The 26,734-nt window shown below is 65.7% G+C and carries 25 protein-coding genes; 13 read left to right on the forward strand and 12 right to left on the reverse strand.

What is annotated here, in order from left to right; all coding sequences use genetic code 11:
- The first annotated feature begins 340 nt into the window (after positions 1-340).
- The 6 genes from CVN68_RS16115 to CVN68_RS23380 all read left to right on the forward strand — a co-directional run bounded on the left by CVN68_RS16115 (position 341) and on the right by CVN68_RS23380 (position 8,535).
- A complete protein-coding gene (locus CVN68_RS16115) occupies positions 341-4,036 on the forward strand; it encodes a TonB-dependent receptor (protein ID WP_233503387.1) in 3,696 nt (1,231 codons plus the stop codon).
- A gap of 56 nt (positions 4,037-4,092) precedes the next feature.
- Positions 4,093-4,887, forward strand: a complete 795-nt coding sequence (locus CVN68_RS23375) for a hypothetical protein (protein WP_158298917.1) — start codon at positions 4,093-4,095, stop codon at positions 4,885-4,887.
- Positions 4,887-5,807 (forward strand): aldo/keto reductase, encoded by a 921-nt coding sequence (locus CVN68_RS16125; RefSeq protein WP_158298918.1) that lies wholly within the window; start codon positions 4,887-4,889, stop codon positions 5,805-5,807. Before CVN68_RS23375 ends, CVN68_RS16125 begins: the two co-directional genes overlap by 1 nt.
- A 182-nt stretch (positions 5,808-5,989) precedes the next feature.
- Positions 5,990-6,328, forward strand: coding sequence for a P-II family nitrogen regulator (locus CVN68_RS16130; RefSeq protein ID WP_100283106.1), 339 nt, complete (start codon positions 5,990-5,992; stop codon positions 6,326-6,328).
- Between the two features lie 14 nt (positions 6,329-6,342).
- On the forward strand, positions 6,343-7,752 hold the full coding sequence (locus CVN68_RS16135; RefSeq protein WP_100284465.1) for an ammonium transporter: 1,410 nt from the start codon (positions 6,343-6,345) through the stop codon (positions 7,750-7,752).
- Between the two features lie 633 nt (positions 7,753-8,385).
- Positions 8,386-8,535, forward strand: coding sequence for a hypothetical protein (locus CVN68_RS23380; protein ID WP_233503388.1), 150 nt, complete (start codon positions 8,386-8,388; stop codon positions 8,533-8,535).
- A gap of 503 nt (positions 8,536-9,038) precedes the next feature.
- Here the strand turns inward: CVN68_RS23380 and CVN68_RS16140 are convergent.
- The 5 genes from CVN68_RS16140 to recQ are packed head-to-tail and all read right to left on the reverse strand — an operon-like array spanning position 9,039 to position 14,112.
- Positions 9,039-10,625, reverse strand: a complete 1,587-nt coding sequence (locus tag CVN68_RS16140; RefSeq protein WP_100283107.1) for a GMC family oxidoreductase — start codon at positions 10,623-10,625, stop codon at positions 9,039-9,041.
- On the reverse strand, positions 10,559-11,518 hold the full coding sequence (locus tag CVN68_RS16145) for a sterol desaturase family protein (protein ID WP_100283108.1): 960 nt from the start codon (positions 11,516-11,518) through the stop codon (positions 10,559-10,561). Before CVN68_RS16145 ends, CVN68_RS16140 begins: the two co-directional genes overlap by 67 nt.
- 10 nt (positions 11,519-11,528) lie before the next feature.
- Positions 11,529-11,918: a hypothetical protein gene (locus CVN68_RS16150; protein ID WP_100283109.1), complete on the reverse strand. Its 390-nt coding sequence runs from the start codon at positions 11,916-11,918 to the stop codon at positions 11,529-11,531.
- Complete coding sequence (locus CVN68_RS16155) at positions 11,915-12,343, reverse strand: TIGR01244 family sulfur transferase (RefSeq protein WP_100283110.1); 429 nt, start codon at positions 12,341-12,343, stop codon at positions 11,915-11,917. Before CVN68_RS16155 ends, CVN68_RS16150 begins: the two co-directional genes overlap by 4 nt.
- On the reverse strand, positions 12,340-14,112 hold the full coding sequence (recQ, locus tag CVN68_RS16160) for a DNA helicase RecQ (protein ID WP_100283111.1): 1,773 nt from the start codon (positions 14,110-14,112) through the stop codon (positions 12,340-12,342). The genes CVN68_RS16155 and recQ overlap by 4 nt, the downstream gene beginning before the upstream one ends.
- A gap of 116 nt (positions 14,113-14,228) precedes the next feature.
- On the opposite strand from recQ, the gene CVN68_RS16165 reads away from it, so the two are divergent.
- Together CVN68_RS16165 and CVN68_RS16170 are read left to right on the forward strand one after the other, a co-directional pair.
- Entirely contained in the window at positions 14,229-15,680 is a 1,452-nt protein-coding gene (locus tag CVN68_RS16165) for an ATP-binding protein (protein ID WP_100283112.1), read from the forward strand.
- A gap of 64 nt (positions 15,681-15,744) precedes the next feature.
- Entirely contained in the window at positions 15,745-16,356 is a 612-nt protein-coding gene (locus tag CVN68_RS16170; RefSeq protein ID WP_100283113.1) for a hypothetical protein, read from the forward strand.
- On the opposite strand, the gene CVN68_RS16175 is transcribed toward CVN68_RS16170, so the two are convergent.
- Positions 16,320-17,285 (reverse strand): alpha/beta fold hydrolase, encoded by a 966-nt coding sequence (locus CVN68_RS16175; protein ID WP_100283114.1) that lies wholly within the window; start codon positions 17,283-17,285, stop codon positions 16,320-16,322. The genes CVN68_RS16170 and CVN68_RS16175 overlap by 37 nt on opposite strands.
- An 80-nt stretch (positions 17,286-17,365) precedes the next feature.
- On the opposite strand from CVN68_RS16175, the gene CVN68_RS16180 reads away from it, so the two are divergent.
- Positions 17,366-17,638: a GNAT family N-acetyltransferase gene (locus CVN68_RS16180; RefSeq protein WP_100283115.1), complete on the forward strand. Its 273-nt coding sequence runs from the start codon at positions 17,366-17,368 to the stop codon at positions 17,636-17,638.
- Position 17,639: 1 nt separating this feature from the next.
- Here CVN68_RS16180 and CVN68_RS16185 read toward each other — a convergent pair whose 3' ends face one another.
- On the reverse strand, positions 17,640-19,460 hold the full coding sequence (locus CVN68_RS16185) for an ABCB family ABC transporter ATP-binding protein/permease (protein ID WP_100283116.1): 1,821 nt from the start codon (positions 19,458-19,460) through the stop codon (positions 17,640-17,642).
- A gap of 93 nt (positions 19,461-19,553) precedes the next feature.
- Here CVN68_RS16185 and CVN68_RS16190 point away from each other — a divergent pair, with 93 nt between their 5' ends.
- Entirely contained in the window at positions 19,554-19,793 is a 240-nt protein-coding gene (locus CVN68_RS16190) for a hypothetical protein (protein WP_100283117.1), read from the forward strand.
- Positions 19,794-19,801: 8 nt separating this feature from the next.
- Here the strand turns inward: CVN68_RS16190 and CVN68_RS16195 are convergent, their stop codons facing one another.
- From CVN68_RS16195 to CVN68_RS16215, 5 genes are all read right to left on the reverse strand, one after another.
- Positions 19,802-20,743, reverse strand: coding sequence for a phytoene/squalene synthase family protein (locus CVN68_RS16195; protein ID WP_199560311.1), 942 nt, complete (start codon positions 20,741-20,743; stop codon positions 19,802-19,804).
- Positions 20,740-21,321 (reverse strand): LOG family protein, encoded by a 582-nt coding sequence (locus CVN68_RS16200; RefSeq protein ID WP_100283118.1) that lies wholly within the window; start codon positions 21,319-21,321, stop codon positions 20,740-20,742. The genes CVN68_RS16195 and CVN68_RS16200 overlap by 4 nt, the downstream gene beginning before the upstream one ends.
- The gene (locus CVN68_RS16205) at positions 21,318-22,796 is read right to left on the reverse strand and encodes a phytoene desaturase (protein WP_100283119.1); all 1,479 of its coding nucleotides are present in this window, start codon (positions 22,794-22,796) and stop codon (positions 21,318-21,320) included. The genes CVN68_RS16200 and CVN68_RS16205 overlap by 4 nt, the downstream gene beginning before the upstream one ends.
- Complete coding sequence (gene crtY, locus CVN68_RS16210; RefSeq protein ID WP_100283120.1) at positions 22,793-23,950, reverse strand: lycopene beta-cyclase CrtY; 1,158 nt, start codon at positions 23,948-23,950, stop codon at positions 22,793-22,795. Before crtY ends, CVN68_RS16205 begins: the two co-directional genes overlap by 4 nt.
- A gap of 117 nt (positions 23,951-24,067) precedes the next feature.
- Positions 24,068-24,682 (reverse strand): glutathione binding-like protein, encoded by a 615-nt coding sequence (locus CVN68_RS16215; protein WP_158298920.1) that lies wholly within the window; start codon positions 24,680-24,682, stop codon positions 24,068-24,070.
- Between the two features lie 77 nt (positions 24,683-24,759).
- On the opposite strand from CVN68_RS16215, the gene CVN68_RS16220 reads away from it, so the two are divergent.
- The 3 genes from CVN68_RS16220 to CVN68_RS16230 all read left to right on the forward strand — a co-directional run bounded on the left by CVN68_RS16220 (position 24,760) and on the right by CVN68_RS16230 (position 26,720).
- Positions 24,760-25,350, forward strand: coding sequence for a TetR/AcrR family transcriptional regulator (locus CVN68_RS16220; RefSeq protein ID WP_100283122.1), 591 nt, complete (start codon positions 24,760-24,762; stop codon positions 25,348-25,350).
- A gap of 77 nt (positions 25,351-25,427) precedes the next feature.
- The gene (locus CVN68_RS16225; protein WP_233503728.1) at positions 25,428-25,913 is read left to right on the forward strand and encodes a DUF2585 domain-containing protein; all 486 of its coding nucleotides are present in this window, start codon (positions 25,428-25,430) and stop codon (positions 25,911-25,913) included.
- Between the two features lie 30 nt (positions 25,914-25,943).
- A complete protein-coding gene (locus tag CVN68_RS16230) occupies positions 25,944-26,720 on the forward strand; it encodes a sterol desaturase family protein (protein ID WP_100283123.1) in 777 nt (258 codons plus the stop codon).
- Positions 26,721-26,734: the final 14 nt, after the last annotated feature.

Here is a 26,734-nt window from a genome sequence, read left to right on the forward strand (position 1 = left end):
GGCACGCGAGGAATATTGGCCTTACCAATGCGCGACGGAGGCGAATCGCTGAGGCCCTCAGCGAGACGGCCGCCACAGACAGATATGCTCAAGCCGCCGGGTTGGCCGCAGCGCAGCGCCTAAGGGCGAGCATTCTCACGAATCACCTCGTTACCGCTTGGTCTGACAAATGGGTTGCGTGGGTCAAAAAAGCTGATAATTCTATAAGCTGAATAGTTGTCTCATATTGTGAGAGAATTGGGAAAGCCCAATCTCTCGGGTGTCCGTCGCGGGGGACAACAGGGAAATCCTGGACCCGCTGCGGGCGAGTGCGTGCGCAACACGGTGGAGAGGGGAAAACATGCATATTGGATCGACGTCGCGCGTCCGGATCGGGGCGACTGCCTCGTGGATGGTATTGGGGCTGCTGCTCGCCTGTGGAAATGAGGCAGCGGCACAGACCGTGCCCGGGTCTGGCGAGCAGGCTGCACCCGAGGCGGGCGAGCAAACCGCTCCCGAGGTGGACGATGCCAACGCCCAATCCGAGACGATCATCGTCGTCGGATCGCGCGCCAGCCAGCAATCGGCGATCGGACGCAAGAAGAACGCCCGCACCGCGACCGACTCGATCGTCGCCGACGACATCGGCTCCTTCCCTGATCGCAACGTCAACGAAGCGATCTCGCGAATCCCGGGTGTGGCGCTCAGCCGCAATGAGTTCGGCGAGGGCGACAGCGTCGCGGTGCGCGGCAATGGCCCCGATCTGACCCGCGTCGAGTTGGACGGCATCGGCGTCCAGGCCACCAATTCGCTGGCGATCGACGGCGGCAGCAGCCGCGGCGCCGATCTGCGCGAACTGCCTGCCGAGCTGATCAAGAGCGTCGACGTGGTCAAGGGCTCGACCGCCGACCAGACCGAGGGGTCGCTCGGCGGTAGCATCTCGATCAAGACGCGCACCGGGCTCGATTTTAGCAAGCCTTACATCTCGCTCCGCGCAGGCGCGCAGCAGAATTCGCTCGGGCGCGACTGGACTCCCGACTTCAACGGCGTCGCCGCCACCAAGCTGTTCGGCGACCGGCTCGGCGTGATCGTCAGCGGCAATTATTCGAAGATCCAGAACAACGGTCACGGTTTCGAAACGACGACGAGCAACAATCGCGGCTATTCGCGCCTGTTCGATTTCGACCAGTCCGCCGAAAAGACCTTCGCATTCAATCCCGCGACCGTGGGTACCGACGCGGCCGACGTCGCCTTCGCCAACAGCACCGCTCCCGACGGCACCTCGCTGACGCCGCGCGAACTGGTCACGCTCTCGGCCGGTGCCACCAGCAAGGCGCAGTGCCTCCAGCTCTTCCCGCATCTGGCAACCAGCGCCAGCACGAATGCGCGCAACCAGCGCATTCTCGAGCAGCAGACCTGCCTCAACCAGTGGAATGACTATACGCCGTCGCTGATCCGCAACTTCATGAACACCCAGACCGACGAACGCTATTCGTTCGACGGGCGCCTCGATTATCGGCTGACCGACAATCTGACGATCTTCGCCAAGGGCACGATCGCCAACCGCAAGGTGCACGACCAGAATCGTAGCCGCAATCCGGTGACTCTGTTCAACCAGAACCTCAACGGCACCTTCGACATTTCCACCGCGCCCACCAATCCGCGCACCCGCACCGTCTCGCTCAACGCGCCGGCCGGCTATCATCTGTTCGACCCGGCTTATGGGATCAACAATGTCAGCAGCAACACCGTGCTGGGCAATGTGCTCAACGTGATACCGGGCAGCGTCGTGGTCGACGCGGATCACAACGTCACCGGGATGACGCTGACCAACAATTCGGTGAACATCGACCAGATCGAGAACCGGATCGACACCAAGACCAAATATGCGCAGGTCGGCGCCGAATATCACGGGGATCGCCTCGACGTCGAAGCGATGGCGGGGCTCACCACCGCGGAGACGACTCGCGGCGACATGCGCACCTCGCGCACCTATGCTTATGGCGACGCGACGCTGGCGTTGCAGCCCAACGGGCTGTGGGACATCGAACTGCCCGCCAATTACGATGAGTCCAACCCCGCGAACTTCGCGCAGGTGCGCCCCGCCGCATGCGTTTCCGGGGGCAGCAACCCGGCTACCTGCACTGGCCAGAACGCCGTGGCGGCAAGCCCCACCGGGCCGGCGACGCCCGCCTATCTCGTCTCGCAGATGCCGCTGACCACGCCGGGTTTCAGCGTCTCCTATTCGCCGCGCATCGGCGAATCGACCGAGAAGATCGCCAAGCTCGATCTCACCTATCGCACCGAGGACATGCTGCCGTTCATCACGCGTTTCAAGGTCGGCGCGATGTACCGCGACAACGATATCAAGCGCTGGGGCGGCGGCGGCTATACGGCGAGCCCGCAGCGGGGCATCTTCGGGCAGGCAGGCTATGTTCCCGCGGTCGTCGTGCCGGTCGCGCAGGTCCGCGGCACGCTGCGCGCGTGCGAACCGACGGCGGGGTCATCGGCGCTCGGAGGGCTCTCGTGCAACTACGGCTTCGTGCCCAGCACCAATCCCTTGAACAACCGTTCGGGCGTCGACACGCTCACCCGGCAGGAACTGATCGACCTCTTCACCAAGACGCTCGAGGACAGCGATTCCGAATATTTCGGCGATGTGCCGAACCGCGGCAATTTGCCGCCGGCGTGGCAAGGCATCCGCACCGACGAGCTGTTCGCCGCGCTCGGCGCGTCGAAGTTCATGAACTTCGATTGCATGAAGCAGTGCGTCGGCAGTGACGGCCAGACCTACGATCAGCCGATCACCCGCGCGAACGAGACGATCAAGAACATCTATGGCATGGTCGATTTCGAGCAGCGTCTGCCGCTCGGGCTGCTGTTCAACGGCAATGTCGGCCTCCGCGGCGTTTTCAGGAGCGTCAAATCGTCCGGCCTGCAGACGATCTCGACGATCCGGACGACCGGAACCTTCAACCCGGGCGATCCCAACAACGCGGGCGGCATCACCGTCTATACCTATAGCCAGAACACCGCCTTCAAGAGCAGCACGACCGATTGGCTGCCCAGCGTCAACCTCAACTTCTGGGCCTTCAACGAGAAGGTCGTTCTCCGCCTCTACAGCGCCAAGACGGTCGCGGCGCCGAACATCAACAATCTGATCCCCGGCGGCACCTGCTCGATCGACCAGCGCGTCGACCTCACCGCGGACGATGACGATTATGGCTGCAGCGGCCGCGTCGGCAACCCGGCGCTCTCGCCGTTCAAGGCGTGGAACTACAATGCCAGCCTCGAATGGTATCCGAACGCAGATACGATGTTCTCGGCAACCTATGGCAAGCTCGACGTCAAGGTCGGTAACCCGATCGCAGTTACCGTCCTCGAGCGCCCGTTCGCGGACAGCACCCAGGTCGATCCGATCACAGGCACCGCACTTGCCGATATCGAGTTCCAGGTTCCCACCTGGGCCAATGGCCCCGGCTACAAGCGTTCCATCTGGGAGTTCTCGGGCAAGACCGCGTTCACCTTCCTGCCGTGGTTCCTCAAATATACTGGCGCGGATGCCAATTTCTCGATCCTCAGCTCTGTGGTGACTTCGGGCCAGCAAGATCCGCTGACCGGCGATGTGATGCTGCCGCCCGACGAGTCCAAATATTACACCAATGCCTCGCTCTGGTATGATGACGGCAAGCTCAACATCCGCGTCGCTTATCAGAAGCGCAGCTCACGTTTCATGTGCGTGACTCCGTGCGGGGGCAACTCCACCGACATCAACTATCCCGGCGAGCAGTGGACCAACGTTCGGCTCGTTGCGCCCGGTTACAATCCCGGCGTGGCGCGGTTCGCCGACGGCTCGACCTTCATCGACGCCAAAATCTCGTACAACATCACGCGCAACTTCCAGGTCTATGCAGAGGGCCGCAACATGACCCGGCAGGTGCAGACGATCTCGACCGGCGAGTATCTGCCGTTCGCCGACGGCACGCCGCGGGTCATGCGGATGAACTATGGCGGTCGCCGCATTCTCGGCGGCGTGCGCATCCAGTTCGGCAACTGATCGCAGCCGGGGCCGTCTGCGCAGGACGGCCCCGGATTTGATGCTAGATTGCCGCGATGAAGATTGCGCAGGGACAGGATGTGGCGGGCAGGATTGCGCGCGCTGGGCTTGACGAGGGCGCACTCGTCGTCCGCAAACTGCTCGATCGCTCCACGCATGGTGCGGTGGAACTCCCGCGACCGCCGCTCGATGAATTGCCGTACCATGCACTGGTGCGTGCGCTGCTCGCGCGGCCCGGGTTCAAGCTCGACTTCAATCGTCTCGAGCCCGATGCCGCGCTCGCGCTGGTTTCCGATCGGCTGCTCGGCGTCGGCGCCTTCGTCCATGAGCGTGCGCTGCTCGCACAGGACATTGCGGCATTAGCCGATTTAACCAGCGGCCTGGTGAATGCCCGCGCTTCGGTGTCGATCCGCACCTATTTCGCGCCGGGAGATCTGGTGTGGCACGTCGATCGGGTCAATGAAGCGGTCGCCTTCCGGCTGGTATGGCCGATAGGGCGCCCGGCGGGCATGCACGTGACGCCGGCGGACAATATCCACCCCGAGATTTACCGCGCTTATATGCAGCGCGAATATCCGCTGTTGTGTGCGCTCGACACCCGTGTCCTGCGAACCGGCGTGCCGGTCGAGGCGTTGTGGGCGCATCGCCCGGTCCAGCTCGCGGCGATGGTTTCGGGGCGCTTCCGGTTTGTGCGCGACCCGGAATCCGAGCGCGAAGTGACGCCGGGCGCCGCCAGTATCCACCGCGTGCAGACGCCGGGGCAGTCGGGGGCCTGGCATCGTTCTTCCTGGGCCAATCGGCACGTGCCCGGACTGCAGATCGTGATCACTGCCGCCGCGGATCCGTGCTGATGCGCTTTCGCAAGCTCGGGCGCGCCGGCCTCGATCTGTCGGAACTGGCCATCGGCGTGTCGGCGGGGGACCCGGGCGACACCGCCGCCGCCATTGCTTCGGCTTTCGACCTCGGCGTCAACACCGTGACCATCTGCGCGGGCGACCGGGAAGCTGCCGGACTCCTCGCTGGAACGGGCGGGATCCGCGCCGTGCATGTCTGCGCCACGGCGACGTCGCGCGTTCCTTTCGACTTGCCGTCGCCGCATGTGCCGGCGTGGCAGGCCTATCCCGGCAGCCATTTGCGTGCCGAGGCCGAAGCACTGCTGGGCAGGCTCGGGATCGAGCGGCTGGCGCTGGTGCAATTGCCCGCCTGGTGCCCCGAATGGCTGCACGAGGGCGACTGGCTCGAGACGCTCGTTCGGCTCCGGGACGAAGGGAAGATCGCCGGCTTCGGGGTTTCGCTGTTCGATCATGACCTGGACGCGGCGCTGGAGGCCGTCGCCAGCGGCCTGATCGACGCGGTGCAGCTGATGTACAATATCTTCGATCAGGGAGCCGCCGCGGCGTTGCTGCCCCTGTGCGAGAAGCACAATGTCGGGGTCGTCGTACGATCCCCGCTTTATTATGGTGCGATCACGCCGGCTTTCGCTCGGACACCCGCCTTCCCGGATGGCGATTGGCGCAGCGGCTATTTCTTCGACGAACATCGCTGCGAGACGGCGGAGCGAGTGCGGCAGCTGGAGGGGCTGGTGGCCCCGCCCGATCGCTCGGTGACCGACATGGCGCTACGCTTCTGCCTGTCGCACCCTGCCGTCTCGACGGTGGCGGTGGGCATGCACCAGCGCATGCATCTCGAGGCCAATCTGCGCGCGATCGAGCAGGGACCGCTCGAGGCCGACCGGCATGCGGCGCTGGCGCAGCATAAATGGCTGTGTTGACCGGCCTGCAGCCGCGGGTAGGGGGAAGCGTGCCTAATTATCGGGCAGCCTATCGGGTCTGCACGAAATTTGCCCGCCTACGAGAAAGGATTGCGCTGCGACGCGGCGAAAATACGCGGAATTGGCGGCTGGCACGGCACTTGCTGAGCGTCCCCCGGGGTTAACCGCCAAGAGGGGGCGACATGAAGCTCATCATCGCCATCATAAAACCGTTCAAGCTCGACGAGGTACGCGAGGCGCTCACGCAAGTGGGGATCGCCGGCATGACCGTCACCGAGGTCAAGGGTTTCGGTCGCCAGAAGGGCCAGACCGAGATCTATCGCGGCGCCGAGTACAGCACCAACATGGTGCCCAAGATCAAGCTCGAGATCGCCTGCGGCACCGACATCGTCGACCGCGCGGTCGAGGCGATCCAGGCCGCGGCCAGCACCGGCGCGATCGGCGACGGCAAGATTTTCGTCCTCGATCTCGGCCAGGCGGTGCGCATCCGCACGGGCGAGACCGACGAGACGGCGCTGTGATGAAGGGGGTCCAGATGAAGACAGGAATGAAACTGGCCGCGGGGGCGGGGCTCGCCCTGTTCGCGGCAGCACCCGCATGGGCGCAGGACGCCGCGGCGACGGTCGTGCCGACCGACGCGATGGTCAACAAGGGCGACGTCGCGTGGATGCTCGTTTCGACGGCGTTCGTGCTGATGATGTCGGTGCCGGGCCTCGCGCTCTTCTATGGCGGCCTCGTCCGCACCAAGAACATGCTGTCGGTGCTGATGCAGGTGCTGACCATCGTCTGCGTCGCAGGCATCGTCTGGTGCGCCTGGGGCTATTCGATGGCGTTCACCAACGGCGGCAGCCTCAACAGCTTCGTGGGAGGTTTCTCCAAGGTGCTGCTCAAGGGCGTCGACGCGAACACCTTCGCGGCGACCTTCTCGAACGGCGTCTATCTGCCGGAGACGGTGTTCATCGTCTTCCAGATGACCTTCGCGATGATCACCCCCGCGCTGATCGTGGGTGCGTTCGCCGAGCGGGTGAAGTTCACTCCGCTGATCATCTTTGTCGTCGCCTGGCTGACCCTGGTCTATTTCCCGATGGCGCACATGGTGTGGTATTGGGCGGGCCCGGACTTCCTGGCCGCCAACCCCTCCGACGCCGGCTATCTGTGGAACATGGGCGCGCTCGACTTTGCCGGCGGCACCGTCGTCCACATCAATGCGGGTATCGCCGGCCTCGTCGGCTGCCTCGTGATCGGCAAGCGCACCGGCTACAAGACCGACCCGATGCCGCCGCACTCGCTGACCATGACGATGATCGGCGCGGCTCTGCTGTGGGTGGGCTGGTTCGGCTTCAACGCCGGCTCCAACCTCGAAGCCAACAAGTTCGCCGCACTCGCCTTCATCAATACGATGACCGCCACCGCCGCGGCGGGCGCGATGTGGGCGATCATCGAGCAGATCATCCACAAGAAGCCGTCGCTTCTCGGCGCGGCCTCGGGTGTCGTGGCGGGCCTCGTCGCGATCACACCGGCCGCCGGCCTGATCCATCCGATGACCGCGATCGTCCTCGGCGCAGTGGCCTCGCTCGTGTGCTTCTTCTTCGTCACCACCGTGAAGAACAAGTTCAAGTATGACGACACGCTCGACGTGTTCGGCATCCACTGCGTCGGCGGGATCATCGGTGCGATCGGCACCGGCATCCTCGCCTCGCCCGATCTGGGCGGCCAGGGCGTGCTCAACTTCACGGTCATCCCGGTCGCTGCGGGCGAGTTCAACATGGCCGCGCAGGTCCTGACCCAAGCCAAGGCGGTCGGCGTGACCTTGCTGCTCTCGGGCGGGGTCTCGGCGATCCTGTTCCTCGCGCTCAAGCACACCATCGGCCTTCGTCCGAGCGTAGAAGTCGAGCTCGAAGGGCTCGACATCAACGAGCATGGCGAACGCGCCTATAATTACTGACGAGATCGGGCGCCGCGCCTCTTACGGCGCGGCGCCCTAACCAGGTTCCTCCTGCGGACGACTGGGCCGGTGGTTTTCGAACCGCCGGCCCTCTTTTTCGCCGGCCGATGCAGTTGACTCGCGGTTGACTCGGGGTCCGGCATTTCGATCCCCCCGCAGAACCAGGTCAACCGGGGTCTCGGCCTGGAAATGGCTTATTTCACAAAGACTTGTCGGATGATCAGGTGCGAAGGCGGTGCGTCAACCAACCAAAGGGTTGGTTGACTTGGTTGACTCGAAACGCGTTTTTGTCGGGCGCGAGTCAAGCCATCGAGGCAGCGCCGTCGCGCGCGGATATGGTGCAATCACGGTGTCAAAGAGCGGCGGAGCGCGGAGGCCCGCAGCGTTAGCCAAGCAGGCGAAATCCTACATTGCAAGTGCGGATCCGGCCCGGGAGGTGCCAGGCGTGAGCCCGCAACGGGAACGTCGGCTAACGCCCCAAAGTCGGTTGTTCAGCCGGCGAGACTCATCTCCCGAAAGCTGACGTTTGTTAATCGCTGGGGACGACGACCGCTAACGCCCCCAATCAGCCACCCCGCGGCACCAAGTTACAACCCGGTTGCAGACATGCTGCGGCTGCCCCAGAAAGTGCTGATGGGCTGGATCGCAGAGTTCGTCATTCAAGGATTTTGGGAAGGTATCGTAGAGCTAGCTTATCGAAAATGGGGCTGGTTTGGCGGAATCATCGCTTTCCTCTCGCCTTTCGTGGCGGTTGCGTCCGTTGTGTGGCTGCTGGTCCGCTAACGCTCAATTTTCTTCCGTTCAGACAGCTCAGGCTAGATCCTAAGAGCCGCCATTTGTTCAAGCTGGGATGGTTGAACATGCAGAGTGCGCGGCGCTTCGGCGCCATACGGTTCGCTATCTTCCCGTCGCACGTTTCTCTCGGCGGCGCGCCAAGAGAGTTGCATCCGCCTCGTCGGACGATGGTAGCGGTCGCCCCGTTCTCATTTGATGGAACGCGCCACAGTTATCGTCCGGGCAGCCGCACGGAACGGTATCCACATGGTATTTTGGTCCATCGCTACGCGCCTGCAGGCTGTTCATCTTCTCTTCGCTTTTGATCGTATCGATGATCGCGCCGCGCCTAAGAAACTTGCCAGCCATGTTGTCCCAATCGATTGAGAGCGAATCCCCGAGTGCTTGTTCTACGGTTGACGACGGCGGGTTTCCACCGACCACAACCGAAAGCTGCTGGTCTGCAATCCACCCACTTTCGGCCAATCGCGACTATCAATCCACGGCCTGCCTCACGCGCCCGCCTCCGCAAGGAACGCCGCGCAGCGCTCACCGATCATGATGCTCGGGGCATTGGTGTTGCCGCCGATCAGCCGCGGCATCACCGAGGCGTCCGCAATGTAGAGACCGTCGACTCCGCGAACCTTGAGCCGCGGATCGACGACGGCATCCGCATCCGATCCCATCCGTGCCGTGCCGACGGGGTGATAGACCGTGTCGGCGCGCGCGCGGATCAGGCGCTCGAGCGCGGCATCGTTGGCGAGATCGATCGGATAACGGTCGCGGCCTGCATAGCCGGCAAGCGGCGGAGTCCCGAGGATGCGGTACATCGCGCGAACCCCGGCTTTGAGCACCGCCATGTCGCGCGGGTCCGACAGAAAGTTCGGATCGATCAGCGGCGGCGAATGCACATCGGGCGACTGGAGCCGGACGGTGCCCCGGCTCTCGGGCCGAAGCACGCAGGTGTGGCAGCTATAGCCGTGCCCCTTGAGCTTGGTACGGCCATGATCCTCGACGATCGCGATCAGAAAGTGGAGCTGGACGTCGGGGCGCGCGCCGGCGAGTTCGGTGCGCAGGAACCCGCCTGCCTCGGCATAAGGCGAGGTCATCCCGCCGCGGCGGGTGAATAGCCATTGCACGAGCGCCCCGAGCGATTTGAGCGTCCCCATCGGCGAACGGCCGAGGAAGAAGCTGCCCTCGGTCTCGAACGCCGCGACATAGTCGATATGGTCCTGGAGGTCCGAGCCGACCGCGGGGCGATCGACCTGCACCGAAAGGCCCATCTCGGCGAGGTGCGCGCCAGGGCCGATTCCCGACAGCATCAGCAATTGCGGAGTCTGGAAAGCGCCGGCGGCGAGCACGACGGCGCGGCGCGCCCGGATCTCGCGCGACTGCCCGCCTTGCCGGTACGCGACGCCCCAGGCGCGGCCTTTCTCGAACAGGATGCGCTCGACCATTGCGTCGCAGACGATCTCCAGATTGTCGCGCCGCTTCGCGTCCGACAGATAGGCGCGCGACGCCGTCCAGCGCTCGCCGCCTTTCTGGGTCACCTGATAGAGGCCGACGCCGTCCTGCCGTGCGCCATTGAAATCGCGGTTGACCGGGATCTGCAGCCGCGACGCCGCCTCGATGAACGCGCGCGATCCCGGATGGGCGAAATCCTGGTCGCTGACCCAGAGCGGACCGTCGTCGCCGTGGAATTCGTCCGAACCCCGGACATTATGCTCCGAGCGGCGGAACCACGGCAGCACGTCGTCCCAGCCCCAGCCGGTGCAGCCGAGATCTCGCCACTCGTCATAATCCTGACGGTGGCCGCGGATGTAGAGCATCGCGTTGATCGCGCTCGATCCGCCCAGACCCTTGCCGCGCGGCTGGTAGCCGCGGCGGCCGTTCAGGCCGGCTTGCGGCACCGTCTCGAAGCGCCAGTTGGTCTTGTCGGTCTGGAAGGGCATCATGCCGGGCATGATCGTCTTGAGGCTGGTGTTGCGCCCGCCTGCCTCGAGGACCGCGACTGTGTATTTGCCGCCTTCGCTCAGGCGGCCCGCGACGGCGCTCCCGCCGGATCCGCATCCGATGACGACGATATCGGCTTCTTCCATTCCTGCCCCCGTTCCTGGCTGGCCTGCCACCGCGCCTTTATGATTTCCGACGTGTCGCGGCTGCCGTCATGGCTCCAGCCCGGTGGCCGGATCATGTAGGCGACGCGCGCCTTCCAGCCGGGCGCGTGCCAGACGTCGCGGGCGATGCCGATCCACTCGTGGGTGGCGGCCCACAGGATGTTGAAGCTGCCCAGATCCTTGACGATGCCGTAGCGGGGCTTGTCGTCGTCGCGCTCGGGCTCGAAGGTTCCGAGCCAGCGATCCCAGACGATGAACACGCCGGCGTAATTGCGGTCGAGATAGCGCGGATTGGTCGCGTGATGGACGCGGTGGTGCGAGGGTGTGTTCATCACCGCCTCGAACCAGCGTGGCATGCGGCCGATCACTTCGGTGTGGATCCAGAACTGGTAGACCAGGTTGAGCCCCGCGACGAAGAAGACCATCGCCGGCGGGAAGCCGATCAGGAACAAAGGCAGGCGGAACAGGAAGGCGAGGCTGAAGAAGCCGGTCCAGGTCTGCCGCAGCGCGGTCGACAGATTATAATGCTGGCTCGAATGGTGGATGACGTGGCTCGCCCAGAACCAGCGGACGCGATGCGCCGAGCGGTGGAACAAATAATAAGCGAAGTCGTCGATCACGAAGGCGAGGACGAACCAATACCAGCCATAACCGATCTCGAAGAGCCGGAACTGCCAGACCCACATCGCCAGCGCGAATACCGCCCCGGCGGAAAGCACTCCGGCAATCGTACTGCCCAGCCCGAGCGCGAGCGACGTCAGCGTATCGCGCGGCTCATAGCGGCCGCGATCCTTGATTCGCGCGACGATCATCTCCGCCAGCACCAGCAGCACGAAGGCGGGAATCGCCAGCGTCACGGGATCGGCGAGCGTCATGCCGGCGTACTTACATGATTGTAAGTTGTGCTTCCAGCCTGTCGACGTCCTCGGGAAGCACACCGTACAACAGCACCGGGCCGAACATCCGCTCGCCGGTCTCGATCGTCACCCCTTCGGGCGCGGAACGCCGCCACAGCGGCCGGCCCAGCCGGCGTACCGCGACCTTGGCGCCATGGCGCTTGAGCAATGCGATGCCGTCTCTGCCGAGCACCAGCGCCGCCGCGCCGTTGGTGCCAACCAGAGCGGCGCGCGGGGCGAAATCGCCCAATGCCTCCTCAGCCATGCGCTTCGCGGTTTCGGCATCGGCGATGCGGCTCTCGCCCAGCTTGAGCAGCCGCGCGATCCACGCGAGCAGCACGACCGCGACGAGCGAACCGCCGAGCTGGGTCCAGTTCATGCGCGTCCGGCGAGCGCGTCGAGCAGCGGCCGGATGCCCGAAATGTCGTAGCCCGCGCCTGCCGCCTTGACGGTGAGCGCGGCGGGATCGCCGCCGCGGCTGGCTTCGGCGAGCGCCCAGAGGTTGCACGAGCGCGTGCCCGAGCGGCAATAAGCGAGCATTGGTCCTCCGGCGCCCTCGATCGCCTTCGCCATCGCCTCAACCTGAGTCGCCGAGAAGCCGGCATGAGTCACCGGGATCTCGGCGTAGGACAGTCCCGCCGCCTCGGCCGCGGCGCGCACTGCATCGCCGGTCGGTTGGCCGAACTCCTCGCCCTCGGGGCGGTTGTTGACGATCGCGGTGAATCCCGCCGCGGCGAGGCCTGCCACTTCCTCGGGCGCGATCTGCGGCGCTACCGATATTGTCTCGTCGATCTTCCGGATCATGCCGCCTCGCGAATTACTTGCAGGAACGCGTCACCATAAGCTTCGAGCTTGCGCGCGCCAACGCCCGAGATCTGGCCAAGCCGGGACAGGCTGTCGGGCCGCGCCATCGCCATGTCGCGCAGCACCGAATCGTGGAAGATGACATAGGGGGGCAGCCCCGCCTCGATCGCGATCTCGCGGCGCTTGGCGCGCAGCGCCTCGAACAGCGGATTGCCGATCGGATTGACGCCGCCGTCTCCGGTTCGTCCGCGCTTGGAGCGGCGCTCGCGCTTGGGCGGTAGCACCAGCTTGAGATCGGCGCCTTCCTTGAGGATCGGCTTTGCACCAGGGCCGAATTCGAGCCCGCCATGGGCATTGGTGCGCAGCGCGTCGCGCAGCAGCAAAGCGCGCGCCACCGGCTTGAGCATCGCCGCCTCGTCGCCATCGACGATGCCGAACACCGAAAGCTTTTCGTGCCCGTTCATCAGGCTGCGCTCGCTCGACTGGCCAAGCAGGATGCTCTCGATATAGCCGACGCCGAACATCATGCCGGTGCGGAACACCGCGGAGAGGAATTTTTGCGCAGTGACGGTGGCGTCGATCGCGGCGGGCGGGGTGAGGCAATTGTCGCAATTGCCGCAGCTCTCGGGGGCGTCCTCGCCGAAATGCCGGAGCAGGATGCGGCGACGGCACCCCGCGGTCTCGACCAGCGCGCCGAGCGCAGTCAGCCGGACGCGCTCGCCCGCCTGCCGTCCGGCTTCGACTTCGCCGATCCGTTGGCGTGCCTTGGCGAAATCCTCGGCACCCCAGAAGAGATGCGCGACTGCCGGATCGCCGTCGCGGCCGGCGCGGCCGGTCTCCTGATAATAGGCTTCGATCGACTTGGGCAGCCCGGCATGGGCGACGAAGCGGACGTCGGGCTTGTCGATCCCCATGCCGAACGCGACGGTGGCGACCACCACCATATCCTCCGAGGCGACGAACGCCGATTGGTTGCGGCGGCGGACGGCGGGGTCGAGCCCGGCATGATAGGGCAATACGCTGCGCCCGGTCTCGGCGAGCTTTGCGGCGAGTTTCTCCACGCCTGCGCGGGTCTGGGCATAGACGATGCCGGGGCCGGGCTGCTCGGCGATGAGGTCGACAATCTGCCGCGTCGTGTTCTCGCGCGGGGTGATCGTGTAGCGGATATTGGGCCGGTCGAACCCCGCGACGATCAGCCCGTCCTGCGGGATGCCGAGCTGCTCGAGGATGTCGGCCCGGGTATGCGCATCGGCAGTGGCGGTGAGCGCCAGCCGCGGCACATCGCCGAACCGATCGAGCAGCGGGCGAAGCAGGCGGTAATCGGGGCGGAAATCATGCCCCCATTCGGAGACGCAATGCGCCTCGTCGATCGCGAACAGGCTGAGCTTGGCCTGGCTCAGCAGGTTGCGGAAGCCTTCGCCCGAAGCGCGTTCGGGAGCGATGTAGAGCAAGTCGAGCGTGCCGGCGCGAAAGCGCGCGATCGTCTCCTCGCGATTGTCGTCGACCGAAGTCAGTGTCGCGGCGCGGATGCCGACGGCCTCGGCGGCGCGAAGCTGATCGTGCATCAGTGCGATCAGCGGGCTGACGACGATGCAGGTGCCGTCGAGCGCGAGGCTGGGCACTTGATAGCAGAGCGACTTGCCGGCGCCGGTGGGCATCACGGCGAGCGTGTTCGCGCCCGCCATAACGCGCTCGATCACCTGCGGCTGCACGCCGCGAAAATCGGGGAAGCCAAAGGTTTTCCGGAGAATGTCGAGCGGTTGGTTCACGCGGTCCCTATCCCTCGCCGCGTCGCGTCGGGCAAGGCCACCATCCACAGCATTGCGATGGCCGGCCGCACGCGGCGCTTGCCTGCGCCCCTCCGCATCCGCCAAAGCAGCGGCGAATGACGGTTCGCGTGGAAATGGGGAAGGATACGGGCGGGGCGCCGGTGTCGATGGATCTCGAGGAGCTCCTGGCCACGCGTCTGCTCGTCCAGGGCAATTCGGGGTCGGGAAAGTCGCATCTGCTGCGCCGCCTGCTCGAGCAATGCGCCGGGCAGGTCCAGCAAGTGGTGATCGATCCCGAGGGCGACTTCGTCACCTTGAGCGACCGCTATGGTCATATCGCGATCGAGGCGTCGGAGCATAGCGAGCGCGACGTCGCGCGCTTCGCCGCGCGGATCCGCGAGCACCGCGCCTCGGTGGTGCTCAGCCTCGAGGGGCTCGAGGCCGAAGGGCAGATGAAATGCGCCGCGGCGTTCCTGAACGGACTGTTCGATGCGCCCCGCGAACATTGGTATCCCGCTTTGGTGGTGGTCGACGAGGCGCAATTGTTCGCGCCGGCGGGCGGCGGCGAAGTCGCCGAGGACGTCCGCCGCGCATCGCTGAGCGCGATGACCAATCTGATGTGCCGCGGGCGCAAGCGCGGGCTCGCCGGGGTGATCGCCACCCAGCGCCTCGCCAAGCTCGCCAAGAACGTCGCCGCCGAGGCGTCGAACTTCCTGATGGGGCGGACCTTTCTCGACATCGACATGGCGCGCGCCGCCGATCTGCTCGGCATGGAGCGCCGCCAGGCCGAAGCGATCCGCGACTTGCAGCGCGGCCATTTCCTCGCGCTCGGCCCGGCGGTGGCGCGGCGGCCGGTGGCGATCGAGATCGGCGCGGTCGAGACCAGCGCGCGCAGTTCGAGCCCCAAGCTGACGCCGCTGCCGCAGGCCGCGGCCGAGGACATGAAGGGCCTGCTGCTCGCTCCCGCCGAGCCCGAATGGACGCCGCCGACACCGGCGCCGGTGCCGACCCAGATGCCTTCGGAGCGACTGATCGAGGCGCTCGCACGCTCGACTCCCGCGCCGGTGGACGAAGTGCCGGTGGATCCCGAAGAGGCTGCGGGGCGCATCGCCGACGTGTTGCGCGACATCGTCGTAGACCCCGATTCGACCTATCGCTCGCCTTCGGTGCTCTATCAGGACTTTCTCGTCCGCTGCCGGATGGTCGGGCTGGCGCGGCCGCCGCTCGACCTTTCGGGATTCGTCCGCCGGCTTTCCGCGGCGCGCGCGGGAATCCACGGCGATCCCGACGCCGATTGGGCGCAGGCGCTCGACGCCGCGCGCGCGCTGCCCGACGACATGCTCGGGCCGTTCCTGCTCGTCGCCCGCGCCGCGCGCGAAGGGCTGCCCTGCCCGAGCGATACCGAGCTGGCCGCCACCTATGGCACCAGCTCGCTCGGCCGGGTTCGCCGGCTGCTCACCTATATCGAGAGCAAGGAGCTGTTCGTCACGCGCGTCGATCTCGCCGGCAAGCGTTCGATCACGATTCCCCGGCTCGGCTGGACGACCCAACCATCCGAAGTGGGTTGAGCTCCGCTTCTAAAGTCACGCTGGTTCATGTTAGCTTCCCGACCAGCAACGGGAGGGACATGTCATGGAAAACGACTCTGACGATTCGAACGAACCGCCCGGATTCAATTTGGGGCGTAGTTCGCTGGCCTTGGCGGGGATCGGTCTTATCTATGGTGCGGTCGCTCTGTTCGGGTTCGTTTGCTATCTGCTGGTGCAGGATGACACGCACGCCAGCGAGCGCGCGACGACGCTCGCCGACTTCACCCCGGAGCTCATCCTCAGCGGGATCGGCTTCGTCGGCGCGATCCTGGGGATCCAGCTGCTGCGGTCGGTGGGGCTCTCGCGCGGCCAGCAACCCGGCCGGGTGATCAACAGCGAGGAATGGGCGACGATCTGCGATCAGGTGAAATCGGGTCAGGAAGACGCGGTCACCCAATATATCCGGCTGACCAGCCTCAGCGGGTTCACCGGCGCATTCACCAAATTGGGGCTGACCGGCCTGCCGCTCGCGACGATCGGGTTGACCTTGTTCTTCTCGCTCCTCGCGATCCGCTTTCCCGCCTTCATGGACCTCGCCAAGCTGACTCTCGGCGCGTTCATCGGATCGTTCGTGCAGAAGCAGGCCGGGGCAGGCGGATCGGTGAAGCTGCCCGGCGGTCAGACGGTGTCGGTGAGCGCGCCGCCGGTGGCCTGAGCGTCATCGGCCAGCACGCGGCGTAGCCATGCTTCGGTTTCGTCGGCATGAGTGATTGGCAGCATATGGCCGCCCGCGATCAGCTCGAGCGTCGCGCCGGGGATTTCGGCGGCGGTCTTTTCGCCGTTGAGCTGCGGGTCGAGCACCTGGTCCTCGCGGCCGTACAGGATCGCCACGGGCACGCGGAAGCTGGCGTAGCGCGCGGCGAGCGCTGCCATCTCGGCGGCGGCGATGCGGATCTCGAACGATCCCGCCATATAGCTTTTGGGGCGCAGCGACAGCGCACCGCCGCCGCGCGTCGCAAAGTCGGCCGGCACCGGATCGGGCGCGAACACCGCCTGTGCCACCTTGGCGCCCGACATCGTCCCCGCGGGCACCGCGATCAGCCACGCGATCGCCGGACGCAGCGGCTGCGGCGCGAGCAGGCCGGCGAAGACTTTGGGCACCGTGCTGACCGGCTGGCTGAGCGGCGCGATCAAGGCAAGCCCGCGGACCAGCTCAGGCCGATCGAGCGCGAGCGCGAGCGCCACCGCGCCGCCCAGCGAATGGCCGACCAGTAGCGGCTTATCGAGCTCGAGCTGTTCGATCAGCGCGGCGATCATCGCGGCCTGCGTGCCGATCCCGGGGCGCGGCCCCGCGATCGATGAATGCCCCCAGCCCGGCCGGTCGACGAGGATCACGCGGTGATCCGCCGCGAGCCACTCTGAAAGCGAGTGCGAGAAATTGCGGAGCTGCCCCATCAGCCCGTGGACCATCACGATCGCGGGGGCATCGCGCGGGCCGGTGTCGACATAATGGAGCCGGGCGCCCGGAACCTCGGCGAACTGCCCGTCGGGCGGGACCATCTCCTCGGCCTTGCGGCCCACATAAGCCGACCAGCCCGCCAGCCCGAGACTCGCCACACCCAATATGCCCAAAGGAAACAGCATTGCTTCGGCTCCTTGCCCGATCCGGACCGTTCTATAGGGTCCGGCCATGGCGACAACGCCCCACGTAGCAAAGGTGCCCGATGAGCGACGTCCGCGACAATACCGACGAGCAACGTTTCGAGCTGGTCGAGCAAGGCCATCTCGCCTTCGCCGAATATCAGATCGAAGGCGAGGTGATCACTTTCACGCACACGGTGGTGCCCGCGTCGCTGCAGGGCATGGGGGTCGGCAGCCGGCTGATCGAGGGGGCGCTCGCCGATGTCCGCAGCCGCGGGCTCAAGGTCCGTCCGCAATGCAGCTTCGTCGCGGCCTATATCGCGCGGCACCCGGAATGGCAGGACCTCAAGGGCTGAACTACTCGGCCGCGAGTTCGTCGCCGGCCTCGCGCTCCTGTGCCTGGCGTGCCCACATCTCGGCATAGATGCCGCCCTGGCGGAGCAAGGCGGCGTGGGTGCCGTGCTCGGCGACGCGGCCGGCTTCGAGCACGATGATCCGGTCGGCATGGACCACGGTCGACAGGCGGTGGGCGATGACGATCGTGGTGCGGCCACGTTCGATCGCCTCGAGCGTCGCCTGGATGTCGGCTTCGGTGCGGCTGTCGAGCGCGCTGGTCGCTTCGTCGAGGATCAGGATCGGCGGGTTCTTGACCAAGGTCCGGGCGATCGCGACGCGCTGCTTCTCGCCGCCCGACAGCTTGAGCCCGCGTTCGCCGACGCGCGCGTCGAACCCTTCGGGAAGCGACTGGATGAACCCGGCAATCGCGGCACCGCGCGCCGCCGACGCGACTTCGTCGGGCGTGGCGCCTTCGCGGCCATAAGCGATGTTGTAGCCGATGGTGTCGTTGAACAGCACCGTGTCCTGCGGAACGATGCCGATCGCCGCCCGCAGCGAGCTTTGCGTCACGTCGCGGATGTCCTGGCCGTCGATCGTGATCCGGCCGCCGGTGACGTCGTAGAAGCGGTACATCAGCCGCGCGAGCGTCGACTTGCCCGCGCCCGAAGGCCCGACCACCGCCACCGTCGACCCGGCGGGGATGTCGAGGTCGATCCCCTTGAGGATCTGCCGATCCGGATCATAGCCGAATTCGACATTCTCGAAGCGGACATGGCCCTGGCCGACCGCGAGCGGCTGCGCGTCCGGCGCGTCGACGATCTCGGCATGGGTGTCGATCAGGTCGAACATGCTGCCCATGTCGATCACACCCTGGCGGATCGTGCGATAGACCCAGCCGAGCATGTCGAGCGGACGGAACAACTGGCTGAGCAGTGTCGAGACGAGCACCACGTCACCCGCAGTGAATTTTCCCGAGTGCCACCCGAACACCACCAGAGTCATCCCTGCGCCGAGCATCAGATTGGTGATCAGCGCCTGGCCGATATTGAGCCAGGCAAGTGAGTTTTCGGAGGTGACCGCAGCCTTCATGTACGAGGCCATCGCCTTGTCGTAGCGCGCCGATTCACGCGCTTCGGCGTTGAAATATTTGACGGTCTCGAAGTTGAGTAGCGAATCGACTGCGTGGGCGACCGCGCCGGTATCGAGATCGTTCATCTGCTCACGCAGCTTCGACCGCCAGTCGGTCACCCAACGGGTGAAGGCGATATATGCCACCACCATCACCAAAGTGCCGACGACCAGCCAGACGCCGAAGCGCGTCCAGAAGATCCCGAGCACCAGTGCCAGCTCGAGGATCGTCGGGGCGATGTTGAACAGCAGAAAATAGAGCATCGTATCGATGCTCTTGGTGCCGCGCTCGACTACCTTGGTGATCGCGCCGGTGCGACGCTCGAGATGGAAGCGCAGCGACAGGCCGTGGAGATGGCGGAACACGTCCGACGCAAGGCGCCGGGTCGCGTCCTGCCCGACCTTCTCGAACACGGCGTTGCGCAGATTGTCGAACAGCACCCCGCCCAATCGCGCCGCAGCATAGCCGGCGACCAGAGCGGTCACGAGCCACACGGCGTCGCGTGATCCGCTCGCCATCCGATCGATCGCGCCCTGCAATGCGAACGGTGCGCCATAGACCTGGATGAGCTTCGAGAAGACCACGAGGACGAGCGCGATGACGATGCGCGCACGCAGCCCGGGCGAGTCCTTCGGCCAGAGATAGGGAAGGAAGCGCTTCATCGTCGCGAGCAACGGGCGCTCGGGTGCGGATTCAGAATTTAGTGGAGGCATCAAGTCTCGATTTGGTGCGCCGGGCGCGCGCTTGCAACAGTCTGGCGGAACGTCGCGGCGGCGCCTTCGTTTTCAGGAGCGGAAGGAACCGCGATGGATCAGGTGCTCTACGTGCTGGCGATCATGGGCTGCGGCGATGATTCGATGCAGTGCCAGCAGGCGCGGGTCGAGCCTGCGCGCTACACGTCGATCCAGGCATGCCAGCAAGCGATGCCCGCCGCGCTTCGGCGCAACATCGACGTCGATTTCCCGGTGATCAGCGCCACCTGTCAGCGCCACACCGGGCAGGTGGCCGATGCGCGCGCTGCGATGGCCGATCGTCGCGGCAGCTGACCGCGTCGTCATCGCGGCCGTTGCCAAATCCGGGTTGTCAGATTCGCGTTCGCGTAGCGTTGCTTCCTGCCGAAAGCCTGAGCCGCCGATCGAACGATCCAGCCTAGCTTGTCGATGCCAGAGACGGTGACACGCGAATCCCATGCGGCGTCGCCGCGCTGCGCCACCTTGCGCGCAATGTCGCCATAGATGCCGGCGGCTGCGAGCACCGCCCAAGCCGAACGGAACGCCAAGGCCGGCGTGCCCGCGCGTGCCTGTGCCTCATATTCCGCGGCGCGATCGGTGAGTCGCCGCGTCAGCGCCGCGAGCTTTACCCGATCCTCCATCAGCCGGTCGCGCGGGATCGCGGCTTCGGCGAGCCAATCCTCGGGAAGATAGCAGCGCCCGGCGGCGGCATCCTCGCCGACATCGCGGGCGATGTTGGCGAGCTGGAAGGCGAGCCCGAGATCGCAGGCGCGGTCGAGCACGCTATCGTCGTCGGGGGATATCCCCATTACCACCGCCATCATGCAGCCGACCGCGCCTGCGACATGATAGCAATAGCGCAGCAGATCGGCCTCGGTGCTCGGGCGCCAGCCCGCGGCATCGAGCGTGAAGCCTTCGACCACGTCCCAGACGAGCCGATGCGGCATCGCCGTCTCCTCGACGACGATGCGCAGCGCATCGAAGGCTGGATCGCCGACCCATCGGCCTTCGAGTGCCGCCGCGGTGCGCAGGCGGATCGCCTCGAGGCGCGCCTCGGCGTCCGCAACCGCCATCATCCGGTGGCCGTGATCCTGCCCGTCGGCGAGATCGTCGCAGGCGCGGCACCAGGCGTAGAGCAGCCACGCGCGCTCGCGCGTCTTGCGGTCGAACAACCGGCTCGCCGCCGAAAAGCTCTTCGAGCCGCGGCCGATCGATTCGCCCGCGGTCGCTACGATCGCGTCGCGCCCGGGCAGGTTTCCGCTCAGAGGTCCTCGCGCTTCATCTGGATGATCGGCACGGCGGGCTCGAATGCCGCCATTTGCACGAGCAGCCCCTCGAGGGTGTCGTCGATCAGCAGCAGCCCCTGGTGCTGCGCCCGCACGAAGCCAACGCTCCCCATATGCTGCCAAAAGTCGATCAATTTGTCGTAATAGCCAGCGATGTTGAGCAGGCCGATCGGATCGGCGTGATAGCCCAGCTGCGCCCAGCTCAGCGCCTCCCACAATTCGTCCATCGTACCCGTCCCGCCCGGCAGATTGACGAAGCCGTCGGCGAGTTCGGTGAAGCGCGCCTTGCGCTCGTGCATCGTATCGACGACGTGGAGTTCGGTGAGCCCGCGATGCGCGACCTCGGCATTGACCAGAGCGGTGGGGATCACGCCGATCACTTCGCCGCCCGCTGCCAGCGCCGAATCGGCGACTGCGCCCATCAGCCCCAATTTGCCGCCGCCATATACGATGCCGATGCCGCGCTCGGCGAGGCTTCGCCCTACCTGACGGGCGGATTCGACATAGACCGGATCGACCGGGGTCGCCGATCCGCAATAGACTGCGACCCGCTTCACCGGGCATCTCCCAGCATCAGCGCCGCAGTCGCCTTTGCGCTGCCGACGACGCCCGGAATGCCGGCACCGGGATGCGTGCCCGCGCCGACGAAATAGAGATTCGAGATCGCTTCGTCGCGATTATGGACGCGGAACCAGGCGCTCTGGGTGAGGATCGGCTCGAGGCTGAACGCCGAGCCGAGATGCGCGTGCAGATCGGTGGCGAAATCGGGCGGCGCATAAGAGAATTTGGTCACGATACGGTCCTTGAGGTCGGGAATCAGCCGGCGCGAGACTTCGGCGAGGATGCGTTCCTCGAGCACCGGGCCGACTTCGCTCCAGTCGGCGGGGAATTTGCCCAGATGCGGCACCGGAGCAAGCGCATAGAAAGTCGAATGGCCTTCCGGGGCCATGGCGGGATCGGTCGCGGTCGGATGGTGGAGATAGAGCGAGAAATCCTCGCTCAGCACGCCGTGATCATAGATGTCGGCGAGCAGCGCCTGATAGCGCGGGCCGAACAGGATCGAATGGTGCGGGATCTCGGGGAAGGTGCCGCGCACGCCGAAATGGACGAGAAACAGCGAAGGCGAGAAGCGCTTCTGTTCGAGCTTCGACGCGGCGCGCTGGGCGCTGCGCGAATCTTTCAGCAAATGGCGATAGCTGTGGACGACATCGGCGTTGCTGGCGACGGCATCGACCAGCAGTTCGAACCCGCTCTCGGTACGCACGCCGGTCGCGCGATCGCCCAGTGTGTCGATCGCCGCCACGGCGTCGCCCAGCCGGACCACGCCGCCCAGCCGCTCGAAATGGCGGACCATGCCGGCGACCAGCTTGTTGGTGCCGCCTTGCGCGAACCACACGCCGCCGTCGCGCTCAAGCTTGTGGATCAGCGCGTAGATCGCGCTCGTCGTCGTCGGGTTGCCGCCGACCAGCAGGGTGTGGAAGCTCAGCGCCTGGCGGAGCTTCTCGTTCTTCACGAAGTGCGACACCATCGAATAGACCGAGCGCCACGCCTGATATTTCATCAGCGCTGGCGCCGCGCGGACCATCGAGCCGAAGTCGAGGAAGGCGACATGGCCGAGCTTCAGATAGCCTTCGCGATAGACACCTTCCGAATATTTGAGAAAGCGGCGATAGCCGGCGACATCGTCGGGATTGAGCCGGGCGATCTCGGCGCGCAGTTGCGCGTCGTCATTGCCATAGTCGAAGGCTGTGCCATCGGGCCAGGACAGCCGGTAAAAGGGCGAGACCGGCATCAGATTGACGTCTTCGGAGATGTCGTGCCCCGAAAGCCGCCACAATTCCTGCAGCGCTTCGGGTGCGGTGATCACGGTGGGTCCGGCATCGAAGACGAAGCCGTCGCGTTCCCAGAAATAAGCGCGCCCGCCGGGCTTGTCGCGCGCCTCGAGGATGGTGGTGTCCACCCCCGCCGATTGCAGCCGGATCGCGAGCGCGAGCCCGCCAATCCCTGCACCGATCACTGCCGCTTTCTTCATTGGACCCCCATTATCGCGCGCGCCGCCCGGCCGATCGGCACCGGCGGCTTGCCCGTCATCACCCGGATCTTGTCGCCCAGGCTTGAATTGGCCGCATAGAAGCGGCGGATCAGGCCCTCGTCCAGCCGATAGAAGCGCGCGAGGATCCGATAGCGTTCCTCGGGCTCGGCGGCTTTGAACAGCATCGCCGCGAGCATCCGATAGAATCGCCGGCTGCGCCACAGGCGCGCGGCGTAGAGGTGCAGCAGATTGTGGAGCGCGGCGCCGTCGAACGAGGTCGCCTGCGCAACGAGCGACGCCGTGCGCACCGCGTCGGGCAGCGAATAGCTGGTGAGCGGGTGAAACAATCCGGCGCGCATCCCGGCTTTGGCCACGGCGCCACCCGAGCGCCAATAGGCCTCGAAATCGCCGCCGAGCGCGACCGGCAGCACCCCGCTCTCCTCGCGCGCCGTCGAAGCGACCTGCCAGCCGCGCGCCGCGACATAGGCATGGATCCGGCCGCCAAGAGCATCCGCATCGATGGCGCGATCGTCGCTGTAATAGGTGTCCTCGACGAAGATCCGGTCGGCCCCAAAGGGCAGGCAATAGACGAAGCGATAGCCGTCCTGTTGGTCAACCGTCGCGTCCATCACCATCGGACGCTGGAGATGGTGCGGGCTGGTCAGTACGAGCTCGCGGCCGAGGAATTTCTGCCAGCCGAGTTCGAGTGTCGCGAGGTCGCCGGTTCCACGACAGTCGATCACACCCTTCGCCTCGATGCGGTCGCCGTCGGCGAGTTGTACGATATTGCTGGTTACTTCGATCGCCTGGCGTTCCAGCATGACGGCAGACACCGGCAGCGCGGCAAGCAGCTGGCGCTCGAATTGCCTCGATTCGATCGAATAATAAGGCGACTTCAGCGTGCGGGCATGATCCGGAAAGGCGACGTCATAGCGCGTCCAGCCATGGCTGATCAGCGGGCTCACCAGCCAGCGATTAGCGGGCGTCACGTCGCTGGCGAAGAACGACCAGAGATGGTTACCGCCAAGATGCGCGCCGCCTTCGATCAGACGGATTTCCGCATGCGGGTGCCGCTGGTGCACCGCGCGGGCGATCAATCCTCCGGCAAGACCGCCGCCGACGATGGCGAGGTCGCAGCTGATCGTGGCCGACATCGCCTCGGCCTAGCCCAGCGCGGCCGGGCGTTCCAACAAAAACCCTCCCCGGCGCGAGGCCGGGGAGGGCAGGTGTGGCGGGAGCGGAGCGATGCGGCTCGCCCCCGAGAGCTTGTCTCAGGCGGCTTTGAGCAGCGGCCATTCCTCGGCCATCGCCCTGGCGACCGAAGGGCGCTTGCGAAGCCGGGTGCGATAATCGAGCAGCACCGGCCAGTCGGCGATCGCCACGCCCGAATGCTCGCACCAGTTTAGCACGCTCAAAAGATAGGCATCGGCAACGGTGAAGCGGTCCTCGAGAAATTCGCGGCCCTCGAGATGGCGAGCCAGCATATCGAAAGGCCTGGCGACGCGTGTCAGTGCAGCCGTGCGCTCCTCAGGGCTCGCGGACTTGCCGAGCAGGGGGGCAAACACCGCCTTGTGCAGCTCGGTGCTGATGAAGTTGAGCCAGGCGAGCATCCGGTAATGCGCATCGGAAAAGCCGGTGAAGCTCAGCGAGCCTTCGGGCGCCAGCTCGGCGATGTAGGTGAGCACCGCCGGGCCTTCGGTGAGCACGAAGCCGCCGCGCGTCTCTATCGCGGGGACATAGCCCATCGGGCTCAGCTGGCTGAAATGGCGACCGTCGGGCAGCCGGCCGTCCGCCGGCACCGCCACGAACTCGGCGTCGAGCTCGGCCTCCTCAATCGCAATCCGCGCGGCGAGCGAGCAGGCGAACGGACGAAAATAGAGCTTCATGACCAACCTCCCTTGATTTCTATACGATCTCGCATAGAAATGTTCGGGTCAAGAGATTATTTGCGGGTTCGCATAAAATGCCCACGAAAGTGCGGGGACGTCCGCGCAGCTTCGATCCCGACGAGGCGCTCCAGCGCGCGGCGGAGCGCTTCCGGACATTTGGTTTCGCAGGGACGTCGCTCGACGAATTGTCCGAAGCGACCGGGCTGGCGCGGCCGAGCCTCGCCGCGGCTTTCGGCGACAAGCGTGCGCTGTATATTGCCGCGATCGAGCGGTTGATGGCGCGGGTCGAGCGCCAGTTGATCCGCCTCGGCGAGGCCCGGCTGCCGCCGCGCGAACTGGTCGAGCGGCTACTGCTCGGCGGAATCAACCTGTATCTGACCGGCAGCGACGGACCCGAAGGCTGCCTGATCATCAACACCGCGGCGACGCAGGCGGCTTCGGATCCGCTGGTCCGCGAAAAGGTCGGCGCGTTCCTGAAGGTGGAGGACGATCGCATCGCGGAGCTGCTCGCCGCGGCGGGCAGCCCGGCTCCCGAAGCGCAGGGCCGGCTGGTGGCTTCGGTGCTCCATTCGCTCAGCGTTCGCGCACGTGCCGGTGCATCGCGCGAGGAGTTGGAGCAAGTCGTCCGCGATTGCGTCGACCTGATCGCGGGAGCGGGCAATTGAGCGCGCTGCGGGTGCCAGGGCGCGCGGCGATTGCGGCGTTGCTGATCTGCCTCGCGGTGGCCGGGATATTGGTGGCGATGGACCGGCCACCGATCTGCGCGTGCGGGACGATCAAGCTGTGGCACGGCGTGGTCCAGTCGAACGAGAACAGCCAGCACCTCGCCGATTGGTACAGCTTCAGCCACATCATCCACGGTTTCCTGTTCTACGCCGCCGCGCATTTTGCGCTGCGCGGGAGGGCGCGGGATTGGGCGCTGCCGATCGCCGTCACGGTCGAGGGTTTCTGGGAGCTCCTCGAAAACTCGCCGATCATCATCAACCGCTACCGCGAGGCGACGATCGCGCTCGGCTATTCGGGCGACAGCATCGTCAATGCGCTGAGCGATATCGGCTGGATGGCGTTCGGCTTCTGGCTCGCTGCGAAGCTGCCGGCCTGGGCGACGATCGCATTGGCGATCGGCTTCGAGCTGATGACGCTCGCGCTGATCCGCGACAATCTGACGCTCAACGTGCTGATGCTCGTCTGGCCGATCGAGGCGGTCCGGACCTGGCAAGGCGGGTGACGCCAACGGGCGGCGGGTGTAGGCGGGACCATGGCCCTCGCCATCCTTATCTCCTCGCTGGCGATGACGCTGATCGTCGGGCTGCGCTATCTCGCCGCATCGGGCGCCTTCGCGCTCGCGACGCGATTGCGGCATCCCGGTCTCTACGCCGGGCTCGACCGGCAGGTGCGCCGCGAGATCGGCTGGAGCCTCGCTTCCGCGGCGATCTACGGCATTCCTGCCGGAGTGGTTGCGTGGGGCTGGCAGAATCACGGCTGGACCCGGGTCTACAGCGATATCGCCGCATGGCCGCTCTGGTATCTGCCATTGTCGGTGCTGCTCTATTTATGCGCGCATGACGCCTGGTTCTACTGGACGCACCGGCTGATGCACCGCCCGCGCTGGTTCCGCATCGCCCACGCCGTTCATCATGCCAGCCGCCCGCCCACCGCATGGGCGGCGATGAGCTTCCACCCCGTCGAGGCGCTCACCGGCGCGATCGTCATTCCTTTGCTCGTCTTCCTGATCCCGATCCATGTTGGCGCGCTGGGGCTGGTGCTGACCATCATGACGCTTATGGGAGTGACCAATCATATGGGCTGGGAGATTTTCCCGCGGTTCATGCATAGCGGGCCATTGGGCGGATGGCTGATCACCGCGAGCCATCATCAGCGGCACCACCAGCTCTATGGATGCAATTATGGCCTCTACTTTCGCTTCTGGGACCGGCTGTGCGGCACCGACAAGGGGCTCGGCGATTTCGCGCATCGCGGCCGCGGGGCTGTGCCTCGCGCTGCTCCCCGGAGCGACGCCGCTCGCCAGCCTTGAAATCGAGATCACCG

The sequence above is a fragment of the Sphingomonas psychrotolerans genome (assembly GCF_002796605.1).
Taxonomy (GTDB): Bacteria; Pseudomonadota; Alphaproteobacteria; order Sphingomonadales; family Sphingomonadaceae; genus Sphingomonas; species Sphingomonas psychrotolerans.